The organism is Thermobacillus xylanilyticus, assembly GCF_907165215.1.
GTDB lineage: Bacteria > Bacillota > Bacilli > Paenibacillales > Paenibacillaceae > Thermobacillus > Thermobacillus xylanilyticus.
This window is the reverse complement of the sequence record NZ_CAJRAY010000043.1, coordinates 33,241-52,116: the sequence shown is the minus strand read 5'-3', so window position 1 is coordinate 52,116 and position 18,876 is coordinate 33,241. Positions and strand designations below refer to the sequence as shown.

Sequence of the window (18,876 nt, the reverse complement as noted above, 5' to 3'; positions counted from 1 at the left end):
GCGTGCACCTTCGCCATGCATCAAGGCCACTCCACCATCGCCTTGATGACGTTGCTTTCCGGCCGCAGCCAGCCGTCGAAGGCGTCGATCATCGCGTCGAACGGCGCGCGGTGGGTAATGTACCGGTCCGCGTCGATCGCGCCGCGCCGGACGGCATCAAGCACATGTTCGAAATCTTCGCGCGTGGCGTTGCGGCTGCCCATCAGGGTGGTCTCGCGCTTGTGGAAATCCGGGTGCGGGAACGCGATGTCGTTTTTGACCAGTCCGACATAGACCAACGTTCCGCCGTGGGCGAGATAGCCGAGGGCATCCATCATCGACCTGGCGTTGCCGGTTGCATCGAGGACGATGGTCGGGAGATCGCCGTCCGTCAGCTCCGCGATCCGTTTCATCGGATGATCCAGAGCGTTCACGACTTGATCCGCGTCCGCCCAGGATCGGGCGAAAGCAAGCCGGTCATCGTTCACGTCCATGACGATCACCCGCGCGCCGGCGAGCCTCGCGAAGGCGGCCGCGCCGAGCCCGATCGGTCCGGCGCCGATCACGAGCGCCGTCTCGCCGCTGCCTGCGCCCGAGCGTCGCACCGCATGGGCTCCGATGGCCAGCGGTTCCAGTACGGCGGTCTGATCGAGCGTGAGCCCGTCGGTCTTGATCAGATGGGTGACCGGCACGGTGATGCGTTCGCGCATGCCGCCGTCGGTGTGAACGCCGAGCACCCGGAGACCCGCGCAGCAGTTCGTCCGGCCCCTCCGGCAGGCGATGCACGTCCCGCAGTGCAGATACGGCATGATGGCGACCTGGTCGCCTTCCTTGAGCCCCGCCTCATTCCCGCCGATCCATTCAATGGTTCCCGCCAGCTCATGGCCGAGAATGCGGGGATAGGTGAAGTAGGGCTGGTTGCCCTTGAAGGCGTGCATGTCCGTTCCGCAGATGCCGACCCGGCGGATCCGGACGACGGCCTCGCCCGGACCGGCCGCGGGCTCGGGCAGATCGTCCCGCAGCCGGAAGACGCCGATTTCCTCGCATACAATGCCTCTCATACGCAAAATAAACCTCCCTGCGCAACGTTACACCCGGATGTTCTCGTTGTACTCCGGCCGCCCGCTGACCCAGGTGACGTTATGGACGGGCGCAAGCAATTCAAGCACTTCCCGGAGCAGTTCCTCGTCGATCGGCTCGAGGGTCCATCGGGCGTTGCGCGCGATATTGTCCGGGTTCGCCGTGCTGACCAGCGTCGTCGGAATTCGTTCGTTCCCCGTCGAGAACTGGATGGCCAGCTTGGCGATGTCGGTTCCCCTGGCGGCGCAAAATTCGGCGGCCTTCCTGCAGGCGGCTTTCAGCTCCGGGGAAGCCGGGTGCCAGTCGGGCGTGCCGCGCAGGCTGAGCAATCCCATGGACAAGGGCGACGCGTTGACGAGGCCGATGCCGCGCGCTTCCAGCATCGGCAGCAGATCGAGCAGCGCCGTGTCGTTCAGCGAGTAGTGGCAGTAGGAGAGGATGACGTCCGCGTCGATCTGCGGGAGCATTTTCTCGAACAGCTGCAGCGGAAGGCCGGAAATGCCCCAAAACCGGATCTTGCCCTGCTCCTTCAGGCGCATCGCGGCCGGCACGGCTTCTTCCAGCACGATATCCGCCGGCACGAATTCAATGTCATGCAGGAAAAATAGATCGACATAATCGGTATGGAGCCGGGTCAGACTTTCTTCGAGGCTCGACTGAATCCGCCTGGCGGAAAAATCGAACGCGTCCACGCCGTAGCGCCCTGCTTTGGTGGACAGCAGGAACTTGTCGCGCGGGATGTCGCGGATTGCCTTGCCGAGCACCGTCTCCGCGCGGGTCAGCCCGTAATACGGGGAGACGTCGATGTAGTTGATGCCGGCGTCAATCGCGGCATGCACCGTACGGATGCTCTCGCTTTCGTCCGCCTCGCGGAACACGGAACCGAGCGAGGATGCGCCGAAGCTCAAGACCGAGACGTCGAGGCCGGTATTGCCGAGTTTCCGGTATCGCATCGGGGTGTCGCACCTTCCTTGGATTCAAATTCGGTACACGTTCCGGGCGTTCAGGCCGAACAATGCGGCCCGCTCGCGCTCGCCCCAGTTGTCCGGCAGCGCCTGGAGCAGCACGTCCATCACTTGGTCGTATTCGGCCGCCAGCAGGCATACCGGCCAGTCGCTGCCGAACAGCACGCGGTCCGGGCCGAACAGGTCGAGCACGCGGCGGACATAAACCTTGAAGTCCTCCGGTTTCCAGTTGCGATGGTCCGCTTCCGTCACCATGCCGGACAGCTTGCAGTACAGATTCGGATAGCCGGCGAGGACCCGCATATGGGTGAGCCACGGTTCGATCTCTCGGTCCCGGATGCGGGGTTTCGCGATGTGATCGATAACACCGCGCAGATGGGGAACCTGTTCCAGCAGCTTGACCAGCGGTTCCAGCTGGCTGCTCTTCACGAGCAGATCGACGGTCGTGCCTTCGTCCGCATAGCCTCGGAGCGCCTCGACGAACGCGGGCTCGAGAATCCGGCTTGCGTCCGGCATATCCTGGATCATGATGCGGAAGCCGACGAACTTCGGATGCCGGCGGAACCGCTCGTAATGCCCGCGGTGGGTCGGGTCGAACAGGTCCAGCCACCCGACCACGCCGAGAATCGTGTCGTCCGCATCGGCCAGGGACAGGATGAACTCGGTTTCCTCGATCGTCGGAGCGGCTTGCACCAGAATTGTGCCGTCCAGTTGATGCGCTTTCAAATGCGGGGACAGGTCGGCCGGCAGAAAATCCCGGTACAGGACGGGGTACTCGGGCGTAATCCAGCCGTAGTCGCCCCGCTCGATCTTCCAGTAATGCTGATGGGCGTCGATTCGCACCGTTTGGCCCCCTTTCGCATGGCAAATGCACGGTTATCTTCATTATACGGGCGCGCAAAGGGAATAAAATGGCCGCCGTTTGCGTGAATGTACCTTATTTTGATGTGGTTGTCCATTGTTTAGAATTAATGCTTAATAATATTTAAAGTTGTCCCATAATTTCACTGGCGTCATTGTTGCCCATTGATCGAGCGGATCGGGGAGGAAACGGAAAGGAGGTATGATCGGAATGCGTCATGCGCTTGTCATCGGGGGTTCCGGCATGCTGGCCGGCGCAAGTCTGTGGCTGGCCCGACAGGGCCGCGAGGTGACGGTGATCGGCCGGAATCCGCAAAAGCTGAAGCTGCTCAGCGATCAGCATCCGAATCTGCATGGCGTTTCGGCGGATTATTCGCGCGCCGCGGAGTTTGCCGAGACGTTGAACGATATGATGCGGAAATGGGGGCCCGCCGATCTCGTCGTCGCGTGGATTCATCACGACGAGGAGCGCGTGATCGGACAGACGGCCGAGGCCATCCGGCTCGCGGGCGGAGCGGATTTCGGCTGGGAGCTGTACCACGTCCTGGGCAGCAGCTCCAATCTGGACGAGATGCTCCGGAAAATTGCGGTGCCGCCCGAATGCGCCTGCCATCAGGTTCAGTTGGGTTTTGTCATCGAGGGAGGCCGGTCCCGTTGGCTGACCCATGACGAAATCAGCAACGGAGTAATTGAATGTATCCAGAACAATCGGCGCCGCCATGTGGTCGGCACGCTGGAACCATGGGAGAAGCGACCCGGATATTGAGGATGGAGACGACAGACGATGAAGGCCGAACAGGATGAAAGCTCCTGTTCGGCCTTTTATGTGCAGGAACGCCCGCGCGCCGCTTATTCCTTCTTCGGTTCCACATAGGTCAGTTTGCAGACAATGTCCTGATAGTAGTTGCCGAATCCGGCGCCGTAGATCGTCAGGCCGCCGATATGCTTCGCGTCTTCCTTCACTTCCAGCTTCAGGTCCCACTGCATCCGGCGGATGTCGACATCATGGATCGTGTAGTCGGACACCTTCGTCCCTTCGATGAACGTGCCGTCGCCGTTGACCCGGATATGGACGAGGATGCCGTACTGGTTCATCTCGATGTTCCACCACTCGGGCGTGTATTTGCCCCGGGTGCCGCCGAAGTCGCCGGGGCTCGTCCATTTGCCGATCGGACGCCCGTTGAACTCGAACGAAATGTCGGAAGGCCAATGAACGTTCGACAGCGGCGCCTCCGACGCGATCTCCATCGTGATCTCCAGTTCCTCCGGCTCCTCTTCCGGCTTCAGGTAGTTTGGAATCTTGTATGTGATGTAGCCCTTCGAGAACCAGAGAATCTTCGCGTCGACCCGTTCGGGGTGGAGAAAATACCGCGGATCGTCGAAGCCGTCGCCGATGATCTGATACTTCGTCGCCAGGCCGCAGGTCGGCTTGACATCGAAGTCGGTGTAGTGGCCGATCGGGATGTTGACGATGTGGAAGTTGCGCGGGATGCGGCCCTTGCTCGGGAACACGAGCTCGATCCGGTCGGCGACCAGCGTGCACAGCTTCTGGGATGCGCCCTTGCCGGGAATCATCTCGGTGCGCACAAGATTGGCGCGTTCGAGCTTCTTCACATGCATCGTAATGATGGAGTTGCTGAGGCCGAGCGCCGACGCCAGATCCTTCATGATCATCGGCTCCTGCGCGAGCAGTTCGATGATCTTGATCCGGACGTTGCTGGCCAGTGCTTCAAACAGGGGGAGATTGCTTTCCGATACGATGGTTTCCATGCGATCTCATCCAATATTTCAGTTTTGTATTAAATATATCGTAACGTGTTCAGCTCTGGCAAGTGGATGCGAATGCGGTCGAATTTTTGTTTTTACAGGAGAATAATTTTATAAAAATATAAAATGTTTTATAAAAACCAATTGACAACCGCAAAGATCCCCCGTTATCATCCTAAGTAAGTCGATTTTAAGCGAAATATTTAACATCAATGTGAAGTATTTGCCGGTGAGTCGGCAGCGACGAGGTCTGCAAGCATATCCCGGATGACGGAAGACCGGCCAGGGAGGTGTCCGCAGCAAGGTCAGGCATTCGTAATTCATCAAAAATGTAAGCGCTATTATGGGGGCGTCTTCATCCGAAATCATGCAGGCTCAAGGAGGTTGTTTTCCGACATGAGGTCAAAATGGTTGTTCATGCTGATGCTGGCCGTCTGTCTGGTCGTAACGTCGTGCGGCGGCAACGGAGGAGGAAACGGCAATTCGGGAGGAAATTCAAGCGTTGGCGGCGGCACAAATGCCGGAGCGGGCGATTCGGTCGGCAGCGGAAGCGATTCGTCCGGCGGCAAGGTCGAGATTTCGATCTCGTCCTGGGGCGCGCCGGACGAGCGCGCGGTGTTCGAGGCGGTGCTCAAGGAATTCGAGAAAGCGTACCCGGATATCAAGGTCAAGTTCATCCATATCCCGAACGACTACACGACGAAGATGAACACGATGATCGCGGGGAACAGCGCGCCCGACGTCATTTTCACCAGTGACGGCGATTTTCCCCGCTGGGTGAAGCAGGGCGCGTTCCTGGACATCACCGACTACGTGATGGCGAGCACGAAGCTCGACCTGAACGATATGTGGGAGCAGGGGCTGAACCGCTACCGCTACGACGGCAAGAAGACCGGCGACGGTGCTTATTATGCGCTGCCGAAGGACATCGGACCGACGGTCATGTACTACAACAAGGAGATTTTCGACAAGCTGGGCGTGCCGCACCCGAGCCCGGATCAGCCGATGACCTGGGACGAGGCGCTCGAGATGTGGAAAAAGCTGACCGTGGACGAGAACGGCGACGGGAAGATCGACATCTACGGCGCCGGCCCGATCTGGTGGGAAGGGTTCGTCTGGTCGAACGGCGGCACGATTCTGAGCGAAGACCGGAAGACATTCACGCTGAACGAGCCGGCTGCCGCCGAAGCGATGCAGTTCATCTATGATCTGACGCATGTGCACAAGGTCGTGCCCGACTCCCGGGCGCTGCAGTCGATGAACGACGGCCAGATGTTCGAGGCCGGCAGGCTGGCGACGATCACGGGCGGCCGATGGATGGTGCCGACTTACCGCAAGCTGAAATTCGACTGGGATGTCGCGCCGATTCCTTCGAACAACGGCACCTGGCTCAGCGGCTGGTCCGGATCGGTCGGTCTTGGCGTCAACGCGAAGACGAAATATCCGGACGAAGCCTTCAAGCTGGTTGAATTTTTCACCGGCATCGAAGGCCAGACGAAGATGACCGAACTCGGCTTCCAGATTCCGAACTTCAAGTCGATGGCCGACGATGAAGTGTACACGCAGCCCGGGCAGAAGCCGGCGCATCCCGAGGTGTTCGTCAAGGCGGGCGAAGCCCAGCAGCCGGGTCCGTGGACGTATCTGCCGAACGGCAAGTGGCTGGACACGCTCAACCAGTATCTCGGCGAATTCTGGAGCGGCAAGGAGACGGCGGCCGAGTTCTTCACCCGGATCAAGCCGGAAGTCGAGAAGGCGCTGAAGGAAGGCAATCCGGAGCTGTTCGAGTAAACGCAGACGCCCGCGGCGCGGGCGAGGAGGCATTCGTCCGCGCCGCACACAACACCGCACGGAAACGGAGGGAACCATCCGGATGGAAGCGCAGACTTCAGCCGCCGTGAAGACGCGGCCGGCAAAACGGAAGCGGCGCTTGCTGTACCGCAGCGAGATGCGCTGGGGCTATCTGTTCATCGCACCGCCGTTCATCGGCGTCTTCGTCTTCCTGCTGTATCCGCTGCTGAACTCGCTGTATATGAGTTTGACGAACTTCAACTTCGGACAGCCCGCGGAATTCATCGGCCTGGACAATTACAAGCGGGCGCTTGCGGACGACCCGCTCGTCTGGAAGACGCTCTGGAACACGTTCTACGCCGCGCTCGGCGTGCCGCTCGGCATGATCGCCGCCCTGTTCGCGGCGCTGCTGCTGGACCGGAAGCTGCGCGGGCGCCATTTCTTCCGCATGTTGTTCTTTCTGCCGACGATCTGTTCGGTTGTGGCGCTGGCGATGGTGTGGCGGTGGATTTTCAACGCGGATTTCGGCCTGCTCAACTACTACCTCGGCGTCATCGGCATCGATGCGCCGGCCTGGTTGATCGACCAGACGTGGGCAATGCCGGCCATGATTATCCAGGGGGTATGGGGCGGCCTCGGCGTCAGCATCATTCTGTACCTGGCGGCGCTCGGCAACGTGCCGACTTCGCTGTATGAAGCGGCGACGGTCGACGGCGCGAACGGCTGGCAGAAGTTCATCCACATCACGGTCCCCGGCATCTCTCCGGTCACGTTCTTCATTCTGATTACGTCGCTCATCGGCGCGCTGCAGGACTTCCCACGGTTCCAGCTTCTGACCGGCGGCGGGCCGAACTATTCGACGACGACGATCGTGTACTATCTGTACACCGTCGCGTTCCAGTACAGCGAGATGGGGTATGCTTCCGCTCTCGCCTGGATCCTCGGCATCATCATCATGCTGATCATCGTGATCAATTTCGTGTTCTCGAAACGATGGGTCCATTACAACTGAGGAGGGATGGGCGATGGCTGTGATTGCGGCGGGCAGACGGAAGCGCGGGGCCGCAAAGCGGCTGGCCGATCTGGCAGCCTACATGCTGCTCGGCCTCGGCGGCGTCATCATGGCGGTTCCGTTCCTGTGGATGCTCGCGACATCGCTGAAACCGGACGGCGAACTGTACTCCTATCCGCCGGAGTGGATCGGTTCGCGGCTGGCCTGGGAGAATTACCGCATCATTTTCGAGGAGGCGCACCTGATCCGTGGCTTCTTCAACACGATGATCGTCGTCGTCCCGACGCTGATCATCGGCCTGTTCGTCTGCGCGATGTCGGCTTACGCCTTCGCGAAGCTTCGCTTTCCCGGGCGCGACAAGCTGTTCATGCTGCTCATCGGCACGATGGTCGTGCCGGGCGCGGTCATGATGATTCCGGCGTTCATCATGTTCAAGACGTTTGGCTGGACGGACAGCTGGAAGCCGCTCATCATTCCCGGCATGTTCGGCGCGCCGATGGTCATTTTCTTCCTGAGGCAGTTCATCAAGACGCTGCCGGACGAACTGGAGGACGCGGCGAAAATCGACGGAATGAGCCCGCCCGGCATTTTCCTGCGCATCATCGTTCCCCTGACGAAACCGGCGCTCATCACGCAGGGCATTCTGTCGTTCAACGCGGGCTACAACGATTATCTCGGACCGCTCATCTATCTGAACTCGCCGGAGCGCTATACGCTGCAGCTTGAGCTGGCTTCGTTCTCCTCGTACTACGGGACGGAGTGGACGCTGGTCATGGCCGGCGCGGTTGTCGCGCTCATTCCGACGCTCGTGCTGTTCGCGTTCGCGCAGCGCTTCTTCATTGAAGGCATCGCGCTAACGGGGATCAAGGCTTGATGGGGATTGGACGATCATGTTGTGAAGGAGATATGGATGAATGACTGCACTGTCTATCGTCGTCGGTAGGCTGCTGCGCCGGCGAATACCGCTGGAAGGACGGCGTCGGTTGCGGAGGCGCGGCTCGAGTCGCGGCGATGAGCCGGGGAGGCGGCGGATGGTGCGTGCGGCTGGCGGTGCGTTGGCCGTACTGGTGGCCGCGGGGGCGCTTTTGACGGGATGCGGTGCATTCGGCGAAAAAGGCGGCGGGAAGGAGGCGTGGGTTCCCGTGTTCCATGAAGCGTCCGTGCACGACCCGTCCATTGTGCGCGATGAAAACGGCATGTTCTATGTGTTCGGCTCGCACCTGGCGGCAGCGAAATCGCCCGATCTGATGCGCTGGGAATTGATCGCGTCCGGCGTCTCGGACGGCAACCCGCTCATTCCGAACGTGAGGGAGGAGCTGCGCGAGACGCTGGAATGGGCGGAGAGTGACACGCTGTGGGCGGCGGACGTCATCCGGCTGCCGGACGGCAAGTACTACATGTACTACAACGCGTGCCGGGGAGACTCGCCGCGCTCCGCCATGGGAGTCGCCCTCGCCGATTCGATCGAGGGACCATACCGGGATATCGGCATCATTTTGAAATCCGGCATGTGGGGGGAGCCGAGCGAGGACGGAACGGTGTATGACGCGCGGGTCCATCCGAACGTCGTCGACCCGCATGTGTTTTTTGACAAGGACGGCAAGCTGTGGATGGTGTACGGTTCGTATTCGGGCGGCATTTTCATCCTGGAAATGGACGAGACGACGGGCAAGCCGCTGCCGGGGCAGGGGTACGGCAAGAAGCTCGTCGGCGGCAACCACAGCCGGATCGAGGGGCCGTATATGCTGTACAGCCCGGACACGGAATACTATTATCTGTTCCTGTCGTTCGGCGGATTGGACTCCTTCGGCGGCTACAACATCCGGGTCGCGCGGTCGAAACATCCGGACGGTCCGTTCGTCGACGCGGAAGGGGTCGACATGGCCGAGGTGAAGGCCGATCCGGCGAAGCCGCTGTTCGACGACGCGTCGATCGAGCCGTTCGGGGTGAAGCTGATGGGCAATCACCGGTGGCGCGATCCGCACGGGGCGTTCCGCGAGTTCGGCTATGTGTCGCCGGGGCACAATTCGGCCTGGTACGACGAGGAGACCGGACGGTACTACCTGATTTTCCATTCGCGTTTTCCGTACAGCGGGGAGCGGCATGAGATCCGGGTGCATCAGATGGTGTTCAACGAGCAGGGATGGCCGGTCGTCGTGCCGTTCCGGTACGGCGGGGAGCGGCCGGAGGATGCCGATCCGGAGCGGATTGCCGGCGACTACGAGCTGGTGAACCACGGCAAGGACATCTCTGCTGAAGTGAAGGAGTCTGTGCCGATCCGGCTGGAGGCGGACGGCACGATCAGCGGCAGCGTGTCCGGCCGGTGGACCGCCGGGGATGGAGGCAAGATCCGGCTCACGTTGAGCGGCGAAGATTACGATGGCGTCTGGCTGCGGGCCTGGGACCCGGAAGCGGAAGCGTTCACGGAGACGTTCAGCGCGCTGTCGGGAAAGGGCATCGCGTTGTGGGGCGCGCGGAGGCCGGAACCTTCGCGGGAAGAATAGAATGGCATTTTACATGAACAAGGGAGAGGGAGAGAGCGATGGATCATACTGTCGGAACCGGAATTGCGGATACGTCGGGCGTTCAGCCGCTCATTCTGCAGCGGGCCGATCCGTGGGTGTACCGGCATTCGGACGGTTGGTACTACTTCACGGCGTCCGTGCCCGAATATGACCGGATCGAAGTGCGCCGGGCGCGCACGATTGCCGGGCTGGCGTCGGCCGAACCGGCCGTCGTCTGGCGGCGGCATCCATCCGGGCCGATGAGCGCGAACATCTGGGCGCCGGAGATTCACCACATCGACGGCAAATGGTACATCTATTTCGCCGCGGCGCGGACGACCGAGACGAATGACGGGCTGTTCGATCACCGGATGTACGTGCTCGAGAACGCGTCGGCGAATCCGCTCGAAGGCGAGTGGGTCGAGAAGGGGCAGATCCGCACGATGTGGGAGACCTTTTCACTTGACGCGACGACGTTTGAACACCGGGGGACGCGCTATCTCGTCTGGGCGCAGAAAGATCCCGCGATCGCGGGCAACTCCAATCTGTACATCGCCCCGATGGCGAATCCGTGGACGCTCGCCGCGCCCGGTGTCATGCTGACGAAGCCGGAATACGAATGGGAGCGGATCGGGTTCTACGTGAATGAGGGGCCAGCCGTGTTGAAGCGGAACGGGCGTGTGTTTGTGACGTATTCGGCGAGCGCGACGGATCACCACTATTGCATGGGGCTGCTCGAGGCGCCGGAGGACGCCGATCTCACGGACCCGTCCGTCTGGACGAAGTCGCCGGTGCCGGTGCTGGCGACGGACGAGGCGCGCGGCCTGTACGGGCCGGGGCACAACAGTTTCACCGTCGCGGAGGACGGCGGCGATCTGCTCGTGTTCCACGCGCGGACGTATAAGGAGATCGTCGGCGATCCGCTGTACGATCCGAACCGGCACACGTTCGTGCGGAAGCTGGCGTGGGATGCGGACGGCAGGCCGGTGTTCGGGTAAGTGGCAGGAGCTGCGGCGTGGATGGCGCGCTGCAGCTTCTTTTTGTGGGCACGTGGCGGTGCTGTAACGTGGATAGCACGTTACAGGGGTACATGGGCCGCGCGCGGAGGAGCTGTAACGTGGATAGCACATTACAGGGGTGCATGGACCGTGTACGGGGGAGTTGTAACGTGGATAGCGCGTTACAGGGGCGCGTGGGCCGCGTGCGAGGGAGCTGTAACGTGGATACCACGTTACAGGGGTACATGGACCGCGCGCGGAGGAACTGTAACGTGGATAGCGCGTTACAGGGGCGCGTGGGCCGCGTACGGGGGAGCAGTAACGTGGAAACCACGCTAAAGGAGTGCATGGACCGCGTGCGGATACGACAACCAGCGAAACCAACCTGAAAAAAAGGGCGCAGCAACGCGGTTCTCCCGCATCACCGCACCCGCCTGACGTTCGCGAAAAACTAAATCAATTCCGACTCCTTCAAATACATATAGCTGAACCACGCCGTGTCGAGCCCGGACAGGTGGCGGAGCTGGTCCTGCTCGACCGTCATCCACTCGGCGCCGATCTCCCGCGCCGCCTCGATCGAGCCGCGGATGTCGACGACGCCGGTGCCGAGCGCGGTCCATTTGCCGATCTCGTCGGTGCCGTAGACATCCTTCAGGTGAACCGCCGGCACGCGGCCCGCCATCTTGCGCAGAATATGCGCCGGGTCGGCGCCGCCGAGCGTGATCCACGCGACGTCCAGGCGGAAATAAACCGCCTTCGGATCGGTATGCTCCGCCAGAATATCCAGGGCATACACGCCGTTGAACGTGTTCCTGAACTCGTGGGCGTGGTTATGGTAGCAGAACCTGAGGCCTTCGGCGGCCAGCCGCGCGCCGGCCGCGTTGTACAGCTCCGCGTCGCGCAGCAGCTGATCGCGCGAATCGGCGGGCGCCCACCACAGCGTGACGTCCTTCGTCTCCATCAGATGAGCCTCCCGGATAATGCGGTCCAGCTCCTTCCCGTCCGCGAGCAGATCCTTGCTTACGCTGTGCGTCGCCACCTGCAGCCCGAGCGAGCGGAACCGGGCGACATTCGCCTTCGCATCGCCTTCGAGCAGCTTCGCGCCGCCCTCGATCCCCTCGTAGCCGATCGCCGCGATGCGTTCCATGGTGCCCCAGAAATCCTGGTTCGCCTCTTCGTGGATGATGCCGATCAGTCCCAGCTTCGGCCGCGTCATGAGGATTTCCCTCCTTCCGCAGGCGCCGTGAACCGGCCCTCCTGCAGCATGGTGATGAACGGATTGTCCGTTACCCCTTCAAGCGGCAGTTCCACCCGCGCGTTGCGCCGCACCGACTCGTAGAAGGCGTAAATGATCTCCGACGCGCGCAACGCTTTTTTATAGGACACCTCCGGCTCTTCCCCCGTGATCAGGCAGTCGACCGCATGGCGAACGTAGCCCGCCATCTGCTCGGCATGCGGCGTCACTTCCACTTCCGGCTTCCAGGACGGATCGGCGTAGACGGCGCCGCCCTTGATCTCGCCATCCCACATCACCTCGAGGAATCCTTCCGTGCCGATGACGCGCACGCCGCCCCAGATGTCCATGTCGGGTCCGCCCGCCTGGATGTTCGCCCGCACGCCGTTGCGGAAGACGACGAGGCCCGCCGCGACGGATTCGGACGGCACATTGAACCAGTTCAGCGTCTCGCTGGCGTCGACGGCGCCGAGCACCCATTTCGCCGGCGTCTCGTCCATGAAGCTCATCGCCTGATCGAACGTATGGATGCCGCAGTCGAGCAGATTGGGCGGGGAGTACAGATCCATCCGCACCACGCGGCCGATCCGGCCTTCCCGGATGAGCCGGCGCACCGTCTGGTTGCCGCGCGCGAACCGGCGCTGCAGGGAGAACGTCAGCTGGCAGCCGGTCTCCTCTGCGATGCGGGCCATCTCGAGACATTCGCCCCATCCGGGCGCCATCGGCTTCTCGGACAGCACGGCCCGGACGCCCGCCTCCGCGCAGTCCCGGAACACCGGCAGATGCAGCGGCGTCCAGAGACAGATGATGGCGATATCGGGTTTCACCTCGTCCAGCATCCGCCGGTAATCCGTATAAACGGCGGCGCCGAATCCGAAGGCTTCGTTCAGGGCATTGGCCGAATCCTCCGAAATGTCGGCCAGCGCGACGACCTCAAGCCGGCCGTCGGCCTTGACACCGTGGGCGTGCTCGTGGGCGCGCTTGCCGCATCCGATGAAGGCGACGCGGAACGTTGCATTCGTGTTCAACCAGCCATCCCTCCGTTTGTTGAGATGATGTTTGTTGAGATGTTGTATCCCCTTTCATTATGGGATGGCCGGTCCGGAAGCTCAATGCACGCAAGCGAAGTTAAACTGGATCCATTTGATGCCGTGAGCGGAATCACATCCTTCGCTGAAGAAGATGCCTATAATGGGGAAATTAAATCGGCGAAGGAGGGCATGCGTCATGGAAAACGGCAAGCGGACATTCGTCATGATCAAGCCGGACGGCGTGGAGAGAGGGCTGGTCGGCGAGATTGTGTCGCGCTTCGAACGCCGCGGGTTTAAGCTGGCGGAAGCGCGGATGATGCGCATCAGCAGGGAGACGGCGGAGGAGCATTACGCCCAGCACAAGGGCAAGCCGTTCTTCGGAGAGTTGGTCGACTATATTACGTCCGGCCCGGTCTTCGCGATGATTCTCGAAGGGGAGGGGGCCGTGCAGCTGGCCCGGGCGATGATCGGCGCGACGAATCCTGCGAATGCCGCGCCCGGCACGATCCGCGGCGACTACGCGAGGTCGGTCGAAGCGAACGTCATCCACGGTTCCGATTCCGACGAGAGCGCAGAGCGCGAGATCCGGCGGTTCTTCGGTCCGCAGGCGTGAAGTTGCGGGAACGGAAGGCGTGAAGGCGGGGGCTTAAGGTCCGGCCGTTATGGTTATACTTGGGCCAAAATGCCAAACGCCATTTCCCGGAGGGTCATGCCAGTGAACCGCAGCACGTCATTCCGTATTGCCATCTGCGCGATCGCCATATGGTCTCTGCTGACGGTCGGCCTCCGTCCCGGGCCGGCCGCCGCTGCCGAGGCGGCAGCCGACCTGCACCAGCTGGAGACCGCCGTCGCCGCCGCGCTGCTTGAGCGCCGGGAGTCCGTGCAGATCGACTATACCGGCGACGGCCAGGAACTGTCGGGCCGCATCAAGGACGTCATCATGGACGCGCTGAAGCGGGACGATTACACGTCGTACATCGTGGATTCCTACTTCTACTCGATCCGCAAGCTCAGCGGGCGGTCGCACATCCGGCTGACGCTGAATTACCGGGAGACGCTTGCGCAGACGGCGGAAGTGGACCGGCAGGTGCGGGAAGTGCTCGACCGGCTCATCACGCCCGAAATGAACGACCATCAGCGGGTGAAGGTGATTCACGACTGGATCGTGCTGCGTCTGGCCTACGACGTCGGGCTGAACCGCTACACCGCATACGAAGCGCTGCGGACCGGCAAGGCCGTCTGCCAAGGCTATGCGCTGCTCGCCTACAAAATGTTCAACGCGGCGGGCATCCCTGCGCGGATTGTGGAAGGGGCCGTTCCCGAAAGCGACCATGCCTGGAATCTCGTGCGCGTGGGCGGCCGGTGGTACCACCTGGACGTGACCTGGGACGACCCGGTGCCGGACCGGGGCGGCGCGGTGTCCTACGACTATTACCTGAAGACGGATGAAGAGATGCGCAAGGACCACACCTGGACGCGGGAATATCCGCGCGCGGACACCCCGTATGAGGCGGCGGTCAGGGAAGCGAAGCAGACCGATCCGGCGCGGGCGGGCTTCTACGAGTCGCTGGAAGCGGCGCTCGGCTGGAAATGGCTGCGTCCGGAGCATACGGCGGCGACGGCGGACGAGCTCAGGCGCAAGATGGAGGAAGCGGCGGCATCCGGCGCGGACGGCTTCAAGGTGCGTTATTTGCGCGGCGACGCCGTGCGGACCGATCTTCAGAAGGCGGCGGCGGAAATCAAAGCGGCCGGCATCCGCGCGTACGAGGCATCCATCTTGCCGTTCGGGGATGACGGGGCCGTGCTGGTCGAAGTGTCGCTGATCCGGTAGGCAGCGGAGCTTGCCTTCGTTCTGGCGGCCCGCCCGCGGGCATATACTCCTTACGGTTAGCATGAAGCCGGAAAGGAGCGGAGAAGTCCATGAACATGGCGAGCCTTGCAGAGGAAGGGCCGCTGTTCGAACATCGGTTCTGGCTGCAGATACTGGGAGACCACGCCCGATTCATCCTGATGGCGCTGTCGCCGGCCGAGAAGGATGACGTACGGCAGGCGGAATCGTTCATTTCGCGGTTCGACGCGCTGCTGGCGGCCGCCCGGATGCAGGATGCGGAGGCGCGGCTGGCGGCGCTGAACCGGGAGGCGATGGATGCGACCCGGGAGCTCAAGCAATTCAAGCTCAGCCTGCTCGAGCGGCTGCTGCTCGGCAAGGTCGACCTGCTGTTCACGCCGACCTTCCTGAACCATATGGTGAACGAACTGGAGGAATACGAGCACATTCTCGAAGAATTGCTGGCCGGGCGCCCGGTGCCGCGCCAGCATCCGCTGCACTACGACATGGTCTGGCTGCAGGATGCGATCGGCCATGCGGCTGAGCTGTCCTTTGACATGGACCCCGTCGAGCGGCGCTGGATCGAGAAAAGCCGGGCGTTCCAGCAGGAGTTCGGCGCGTTTTTCCTGAAAGCGGTTGAAATGGCGGGATATCTGCGGACTTCGCTCCGGACGTTCCCCGCCTTCCAGAAATTCCATTCCGACATCGACCTTGAGATGAAGCTGTTCATGCGCTTCCTGCAGGAGATCGAGGAGCTGCAGATCGGACCGAAGCTCCTGGACCGGATTCATCCGCTCATGCCGGACCACATGTTCCGCGAGGAGTGCTACTATCTGACGAAACTGGCCGCTTACGGCCTCGTTCCCGAACCGGGCTGCAATCCGGCAAGACCGAGGCTCGCGTGACGGGAAACCGCCTCGCGCGGTATGTGTCGATTAGGCGCGAATCAGGGGCTTGTCTGCCTATTTTTAGAAGAACCGTGCGATATACCCATTCCTTGTCCCGCAAATCGCAATATACTGAAACGGGGCGAGGAAGGAGTGATCGCGATGAGGCGATTGGTCGGCAGATTGCTGCTGGCAGCTGTGCTGATCTTCGCCGCTGCATCAGTCACGGCGGACGGCTCGACGTCCGCGCAGACGGAAGATTCCGTCTATCGGCTGGTGCCCGGCAAATTCGACATCCATACGGATGGCACGCATCCGGAAGAGACGACGAAAGGATTCAACGATGCGCTCCAGTGGGCGCATGATCAAGGATATACGACATTCATCGTTCCACCCGGGACCTACATGATCAAGAAGAGCGCGAAAGGGCAGCCCGGCCCGGACGCGCGGATCAACATGGTGCCGGACATGACGTTCGTGCTCGAAGACGGCGCCGAACTGGTAAAGGAACCGAATGACTCCGAAATCTACGAACTGCTTTACATCGGCCGTGGCGTGAACAATGTGACGATCAGAGGCGGAAAGTTTGTCGGCGACCGGGACCAGCACGATTACAGCCGCAAGGATCACCCGTACTCGTCCGGCACGCACGAGGGCGGCTACGGCATTGTGGCGCTTGGCGCGCGCAATCTGACGATTGAGGGCGTCGAGGTGTACAACTTCACCGGAGACGGGATCGTGATCGGCGGCAGCGGCCAGATGGTGAGGGACCTGTATGGGAGCAGTTTCGTCCCCGGCGCCTTCGATTCGGACGGCAAGCCGACGGCAGCCGAAGGGCGGATCCGGACGATTACGCCGGTGCCGCTGAACCACGAGAGGTTCAAAACAGACCCCTACTTCGAACTGTCGAACAACATCAACCTGCCCGCCGATTTCGAACTTTATTTCTATGATGCGGACGGCAACCTGATCGGCCCGAAGCTGAACGCGAAGGTGCGGCAACGGATCCAAATCCCCGCCGGAGCGGCATCGTTCCATCTGGTGTTCGAGCGGGCCGACAGCAACGGCTCGTACATCGAGGTCTGGTCGAGGGTGCCGTCGGAGAACGTCATCGTCCGAAATTCGGAACTGCATCACAACCGCCGCCAGGGCATCACGATCGGCGGAGCGGACAATGTGGTGATCGAGCATAACGTCATTCACGACATTAACGGGGTTGCGCCCCAGTCCGGCATCGATGTCGAAGGCGGTTACGGCGAGAACGGTTTTCTCAATACGAACATTCAAATCCGGAACAACGAGTTCTATAACAATGCCGCCTATGACGTCATCCTGTACGATGGCAACAACGCGGTTGTGGAAGGCAACCATCTTGCGTCGCGGGGCAAGATCGGGCTGGCGGTGTCGTCGCCGTTCACGGGCGCGCTCGTCAAGAACAACCATTTCGACGGCACGCGGCTTGTGATTTATCACGATGTAACGCTCGTCGGCAACCAGATGAACGATTCGTACACCTTCATCGAAGGGCCGAATGTGACCATCGACGGCATGAAATTTACGGATTCGTCGTTCACCATCAGCAGCAGCCGGCCGTTCGGCGTGGAAGTCAAGAATGTCACGATGGTGCATACGAAGCGGGCGGACAGCGGGTTCGGCATCTGGGTGAATCCGATCCGCGTCACGAACATGACGATTATCGGCGAATCGCGGCTCGGTGTGATCAACGCCGGCAACACGACGGGCAATGAGTTCACGAACCTGCGGGTGGTCGGCCACAGCGGCGGCACGCTGCCGCGCGGAACGTACAACGGGTGCTATTTTGAAAGCGCGCCGGAGAACAAGCGCGAGCTGGCGATTTCGGCCCCCGGAACATACGTGTTCGAGAACTGCACGTTCAAGTCGCCGATCGTTCCGCTCGCCATCTATGATCCGGGCTCGGACGTGACGATCCGGAATTCGTCCGTCATCCTCGACGGCGACAGCCACGGCGTCTTCGTGGGAGCGGCGAAATCGTTCGTGTTCGAGAACAATACGGTAAAAGCGAACGCGCTCAAACGTGCGGAACTCGAGCTCGTGAAGATCAACGACTACTGGCAGCGGAACGACCCGGCCGATGTGCTCAAGGCGGTCATCCAGAACAATGTCATCGAGGCGAATATCGCGGCGAGGGGCATATCGACGATCTACGCGGGAGTCGGCGCTCCGCCGTATATCGTGAAGGACAACACGCTGTACAACGCGAAGCTGTTCCTGAAGGCTGACGACGTGCAGTCCGGCAATCAGGAGTTGACGAAATAATGTGATGCCCAGGTGACGGGGGCATGAAGAAGACCCGGCGGGCGCGCGGCAAGGCGGCCCGGCCGGGTCTTCGCGTTGTTCGGCGGGCGGCGCGGCAGCCGCGGGCCGCCCCCGTTCGTTATGGCTGCGTGTCGGACCGCTCCCGCCGGGCGGCGGTCATTTGCTGCCAGACCGTGCCGGCGGCTTCTTCGCCGCGCTCGATCCGCTCGAGCGCCATCTTCGCCTGCAGCCGGACTTCGAACTCCTCGTCCTCCGCCGCTTCGCGCAGCGCCGGCAGCGCCGATTCGTCCCCGATTTCAAACAAGTATCGGGCGGCCCGCCAGCGGACGAGCTTGTTCGGATCGCGCAGCGCCTCGATCATCGCCGGCATCGCGGCGGGGTCGCCGAGGTCCGACAGCGTGTCGCCCGCGGTGCGGCGGACGGCGGGCGACCGGTCGCGCAGCGCCTCCACCAGCAGGGGCAGCGCCTCCGGCGAACGAAGATCGCCGAGGTAGACGACCGCTAGCCGCCGGACCGACACGTTGTCGTCGCGCAGCGCCTTGGCGAGCAACGGCAGCATGCCGGGCTCCGGCTGCGTCCGCTCCAGCGCCGCATAGCGCGTCTGCCAGTCCGGCGCGTCGAGCGCTTCGGCAAGCTCCTCCGCG

17 protein-coding genes are annotated in these 18,876 nt (G+C 61.9%); 10 read left to right on the top strand and 7 right to left on the bottom strand.

Going from position 1 to position 18,876, the window contains the following annotated elements:
* Positions 1-20: 20 nt before the first annotated feature.
* Genes KJQ12_RS09310 through KJQ12_RS09300 form a run of 3 tightly spaced genes read right to left on the bottom strand, consistent with a single transcriptional unit; the run spans position 21 to position 2,867 of the window.
* Positions 21-1,040, bottom strand: a complete 1,020-nt coding sequence (locus KJQ12_RS09310) for a zinc-binding alcohol dehydrogenase family protein (RefSeq protein ID WP_213484434.1) — start codon at positions 1,038-1,040, stop codon at positions 21-23.
* Positions 1,041-1,067: 27 nt separating this feature from the next.
* Complete coding sequence (locus tag KJQ12_RS09305) at positions 1,068-2,012, bottom strand: aldo/keto reductase (protein WP_015256002.1); 945 nt, start codon at positions 2,010-2,012, stop codon at positions 1,068-1,070.
* Between the two features lie 24 nt (positions 2,013-2,036).
* Positions 2,037-2,867 (bottom strand): amidohydrolase family protein, encoded by an 831-nt coding sequence (locus tag KJQ12_RS09300; RefSeq protein WP_213484433.1) that lies wholly within the window; start codon positions 2,865-2,867, stop codon positions 2,037-2,039.
* 229 nt (positions 2,868-3,096) lie between these two features.
* Between KJQ12_RS09300 and KJQ12_RS09295 the strand changes: the two genes are divergently transcribed.
* Positions 3,097-3,651, top strand: a complete 555-nt coding sequence (locus KJQ12_RS09295) for a Rossmann-fold NAD(P)-binding domain-containing protein (protein ID WP_213484432.1) — start codon at positions 3,097-3,099, stop codon at positions 3,649-3,651.
* A gap of 83 nt (positions 3,652-3,734) precedes the next feature.
* On the opposite strand, the gene KJQ12_RS09290 is transcribed toward KJQ12_RS09295, so the two are convergent.
* Positions 3,735-4,655, bottom strand: coding sequence for an ArsR/SmtB family transcription factor (locus KJQ12_RS09290; RefSeq protein WP_213484431.1), 921 nt, complete (start codon positions 4,653-4,655; stop codon positions 3,735-3,737).
* 393 nt (positions 4,656-5,048) lie between these two features.
* Between KJQ12_RS09290 and KJQ12_RS09285 the strand changes: the two genes are divergently transcribed.
* The 5 genes from KJQ12_RS09285 (at position 5,049) to KJQ12_RS09265 (ending at position 10,954) form a co-directional block, all read left to right on the top strand.
* The gene (locus KJQ12_RS09285; RefSeq protein ID WP_213484430.1) at positions 5,049-6,440 is read left to right on the top strand and encodes an ABC transporter substrate-binding protein; all 1,392 of its coding nucleotides are present in this window, start codon (positions 5,049-5,051) and stop codon (positions 6,438-6,440) included.
* Between the two features lie 82 nt (positions 6,441-6,522).
* Entirely contained in the window at positions 6,523-7,452 is a 930-nt protein-coding gene (locus tag KJQ12_RS09280; RefSeq protein WP_213484429.1) for a carbohydrate ABC transporter permease, read from the top strand.
* A gap of 13 nt (positions 7,453-7,465) precedes the next feature.
* Positions 7,466-8,326, top strand: coding sequence for a carbohydrate ABC transporter permease (locus tag KJQ12_RS09275; RefSeq protein ID WP_213484428.1), 861 nt, complete (start codon positions 7,466-7,468; stop codon positions 8,324-8,326).
* Between the two features lie 40 nt (positions 8,327-8,366).
* Entirely contained in the window at positions 8,367-9,956 is a 1,590-nt protein-coding gene (abnB, locus tag KJQ12_RS09270) for an arabinan endo-1,5-alpha-L-arabinosidase AbnB (protein ID WP_213484427.1), read from the top strand.
* Between the two features lie 38 nt (positions 9,957-9,994).
* Positions 9,995-10,954: a glycoside hydrolase family 43 protein gene (locus KJQ12_RS09265; RefSeq protein WP_015255994.1), complete on the top strand. Its 960-nt coding sequence runs from the start codon at positions 9,995-9,997 to the stop codon at positions 10,952-10,954.
* A gap of 451 nt (positions 10,955-11,405) precedes the next feature.
* Here KJQ12_RS09265 and KJQ12_RS09260 read toward each other — a convergent pair whose 3' ends face one another.
* Together KJQ12_RS09260 and KJQ12_RS09255 are read right to left on the bottom strand one after the other, a co-directional pair.
* On the bottom strand, positions 11,406-12,170 hold the full coding sequence (locus KJQ12_RS09260; protein ID WP_213484426.1) for a sugar phosphate isomerase/epimerase family protein: 765 nt from the start codon (positions 12,168-12,170) through the stop codon (positions 11,406-11,408).
* Positions 12,167-13,216 (bottom strand): Gfo/Idh/MocA family protein, encoded by a 1,050-nt coding sequence (locus KJQ12_RS09255; protein WP_213484425.1) that lies wholly within the window; start codon positions 13,214-13,216, stop codon positions 12,167-12,169. Before KJQ12_RS09255 ends, KJQ12_RS09260 begins: the two co-directional genes overlap by 4 nt.
* A 199-nt stretch (positions 13,217-13,415) precedes the next feature.
* Here KJQ12_RS09255 and ndk point away from each other — a divergent pair, with 199 nt between their 5' ends.
* The 4 genes from ndk to KJQ12_RS09235 all read left to right on the top strand — a co-directional run bounded on the left by ndk (position 13,416) and on the right by KJQ12_RS09235 (position 18,232).
* Positions 13,416-13,832 carry a nucleoside-diphosphate kinase gene (gene ndk, locus KJQ12_RS09250; protein WP_015255991.1) on the top strand — a complete coding sequence of 139 codons (417 nt, stop codon included), beginning with the start codon at positions 13,416-13,418 and terminating at the stop codon, positions 13,830-13,832.
* A 102-nt stretch (positions 13,833-13,934) separates the two neighbouring features.
* Positions 13,935-15,050, top strand: a complete 1,116-nt coding sequence (locus KJQ12_RS09245; protein ID WP_213484424.1) for a transglutaminase domain-containing protein — start codon at positions 13,935-13,937, stop codon at positions 15,048-15,050.
* 89 nt (positions 15,051-15,139) lie between these two features.
* On the top strand, positions 15,140-15,952 hold the full coding sequence (locus KJQ12_RS09240; RefSeq protein WP_213484423.1) for a DUF2935 domain-containing protein: 813 nt from the start codon (positions 15,140-15,142) through the stop codon (positions 15,950-15,952).
* Between the two features lie 144 nt (positions 15,953-16,096).
* On the top strand, positions 16,097-18,232 hold the full coding sequence (locus tag KJQ12_RS09235; protein WP_213484422.1) for a right-handed parallel beta-helix repeat-containing protein: 2,136 nt from the start codon (positions 16,097-16,099) through the stop codon (positions 18,230-18,232).
* A 118-nt stretch (positions 18,233-18,350) separates the two neighbouring features.
* On the opposite strand, the gene KJQ12_RS09230 is transcribed toward KJQ12_RS09235, so the two are convergent.
* On the bottom strand, positions 18,351-18,876 hold a 526-nt coding region (locus KJQ12_RS09230; protein ID WP_213484421.1), incomplete at its 5' end, for a HEAT repeat domain-containing protein.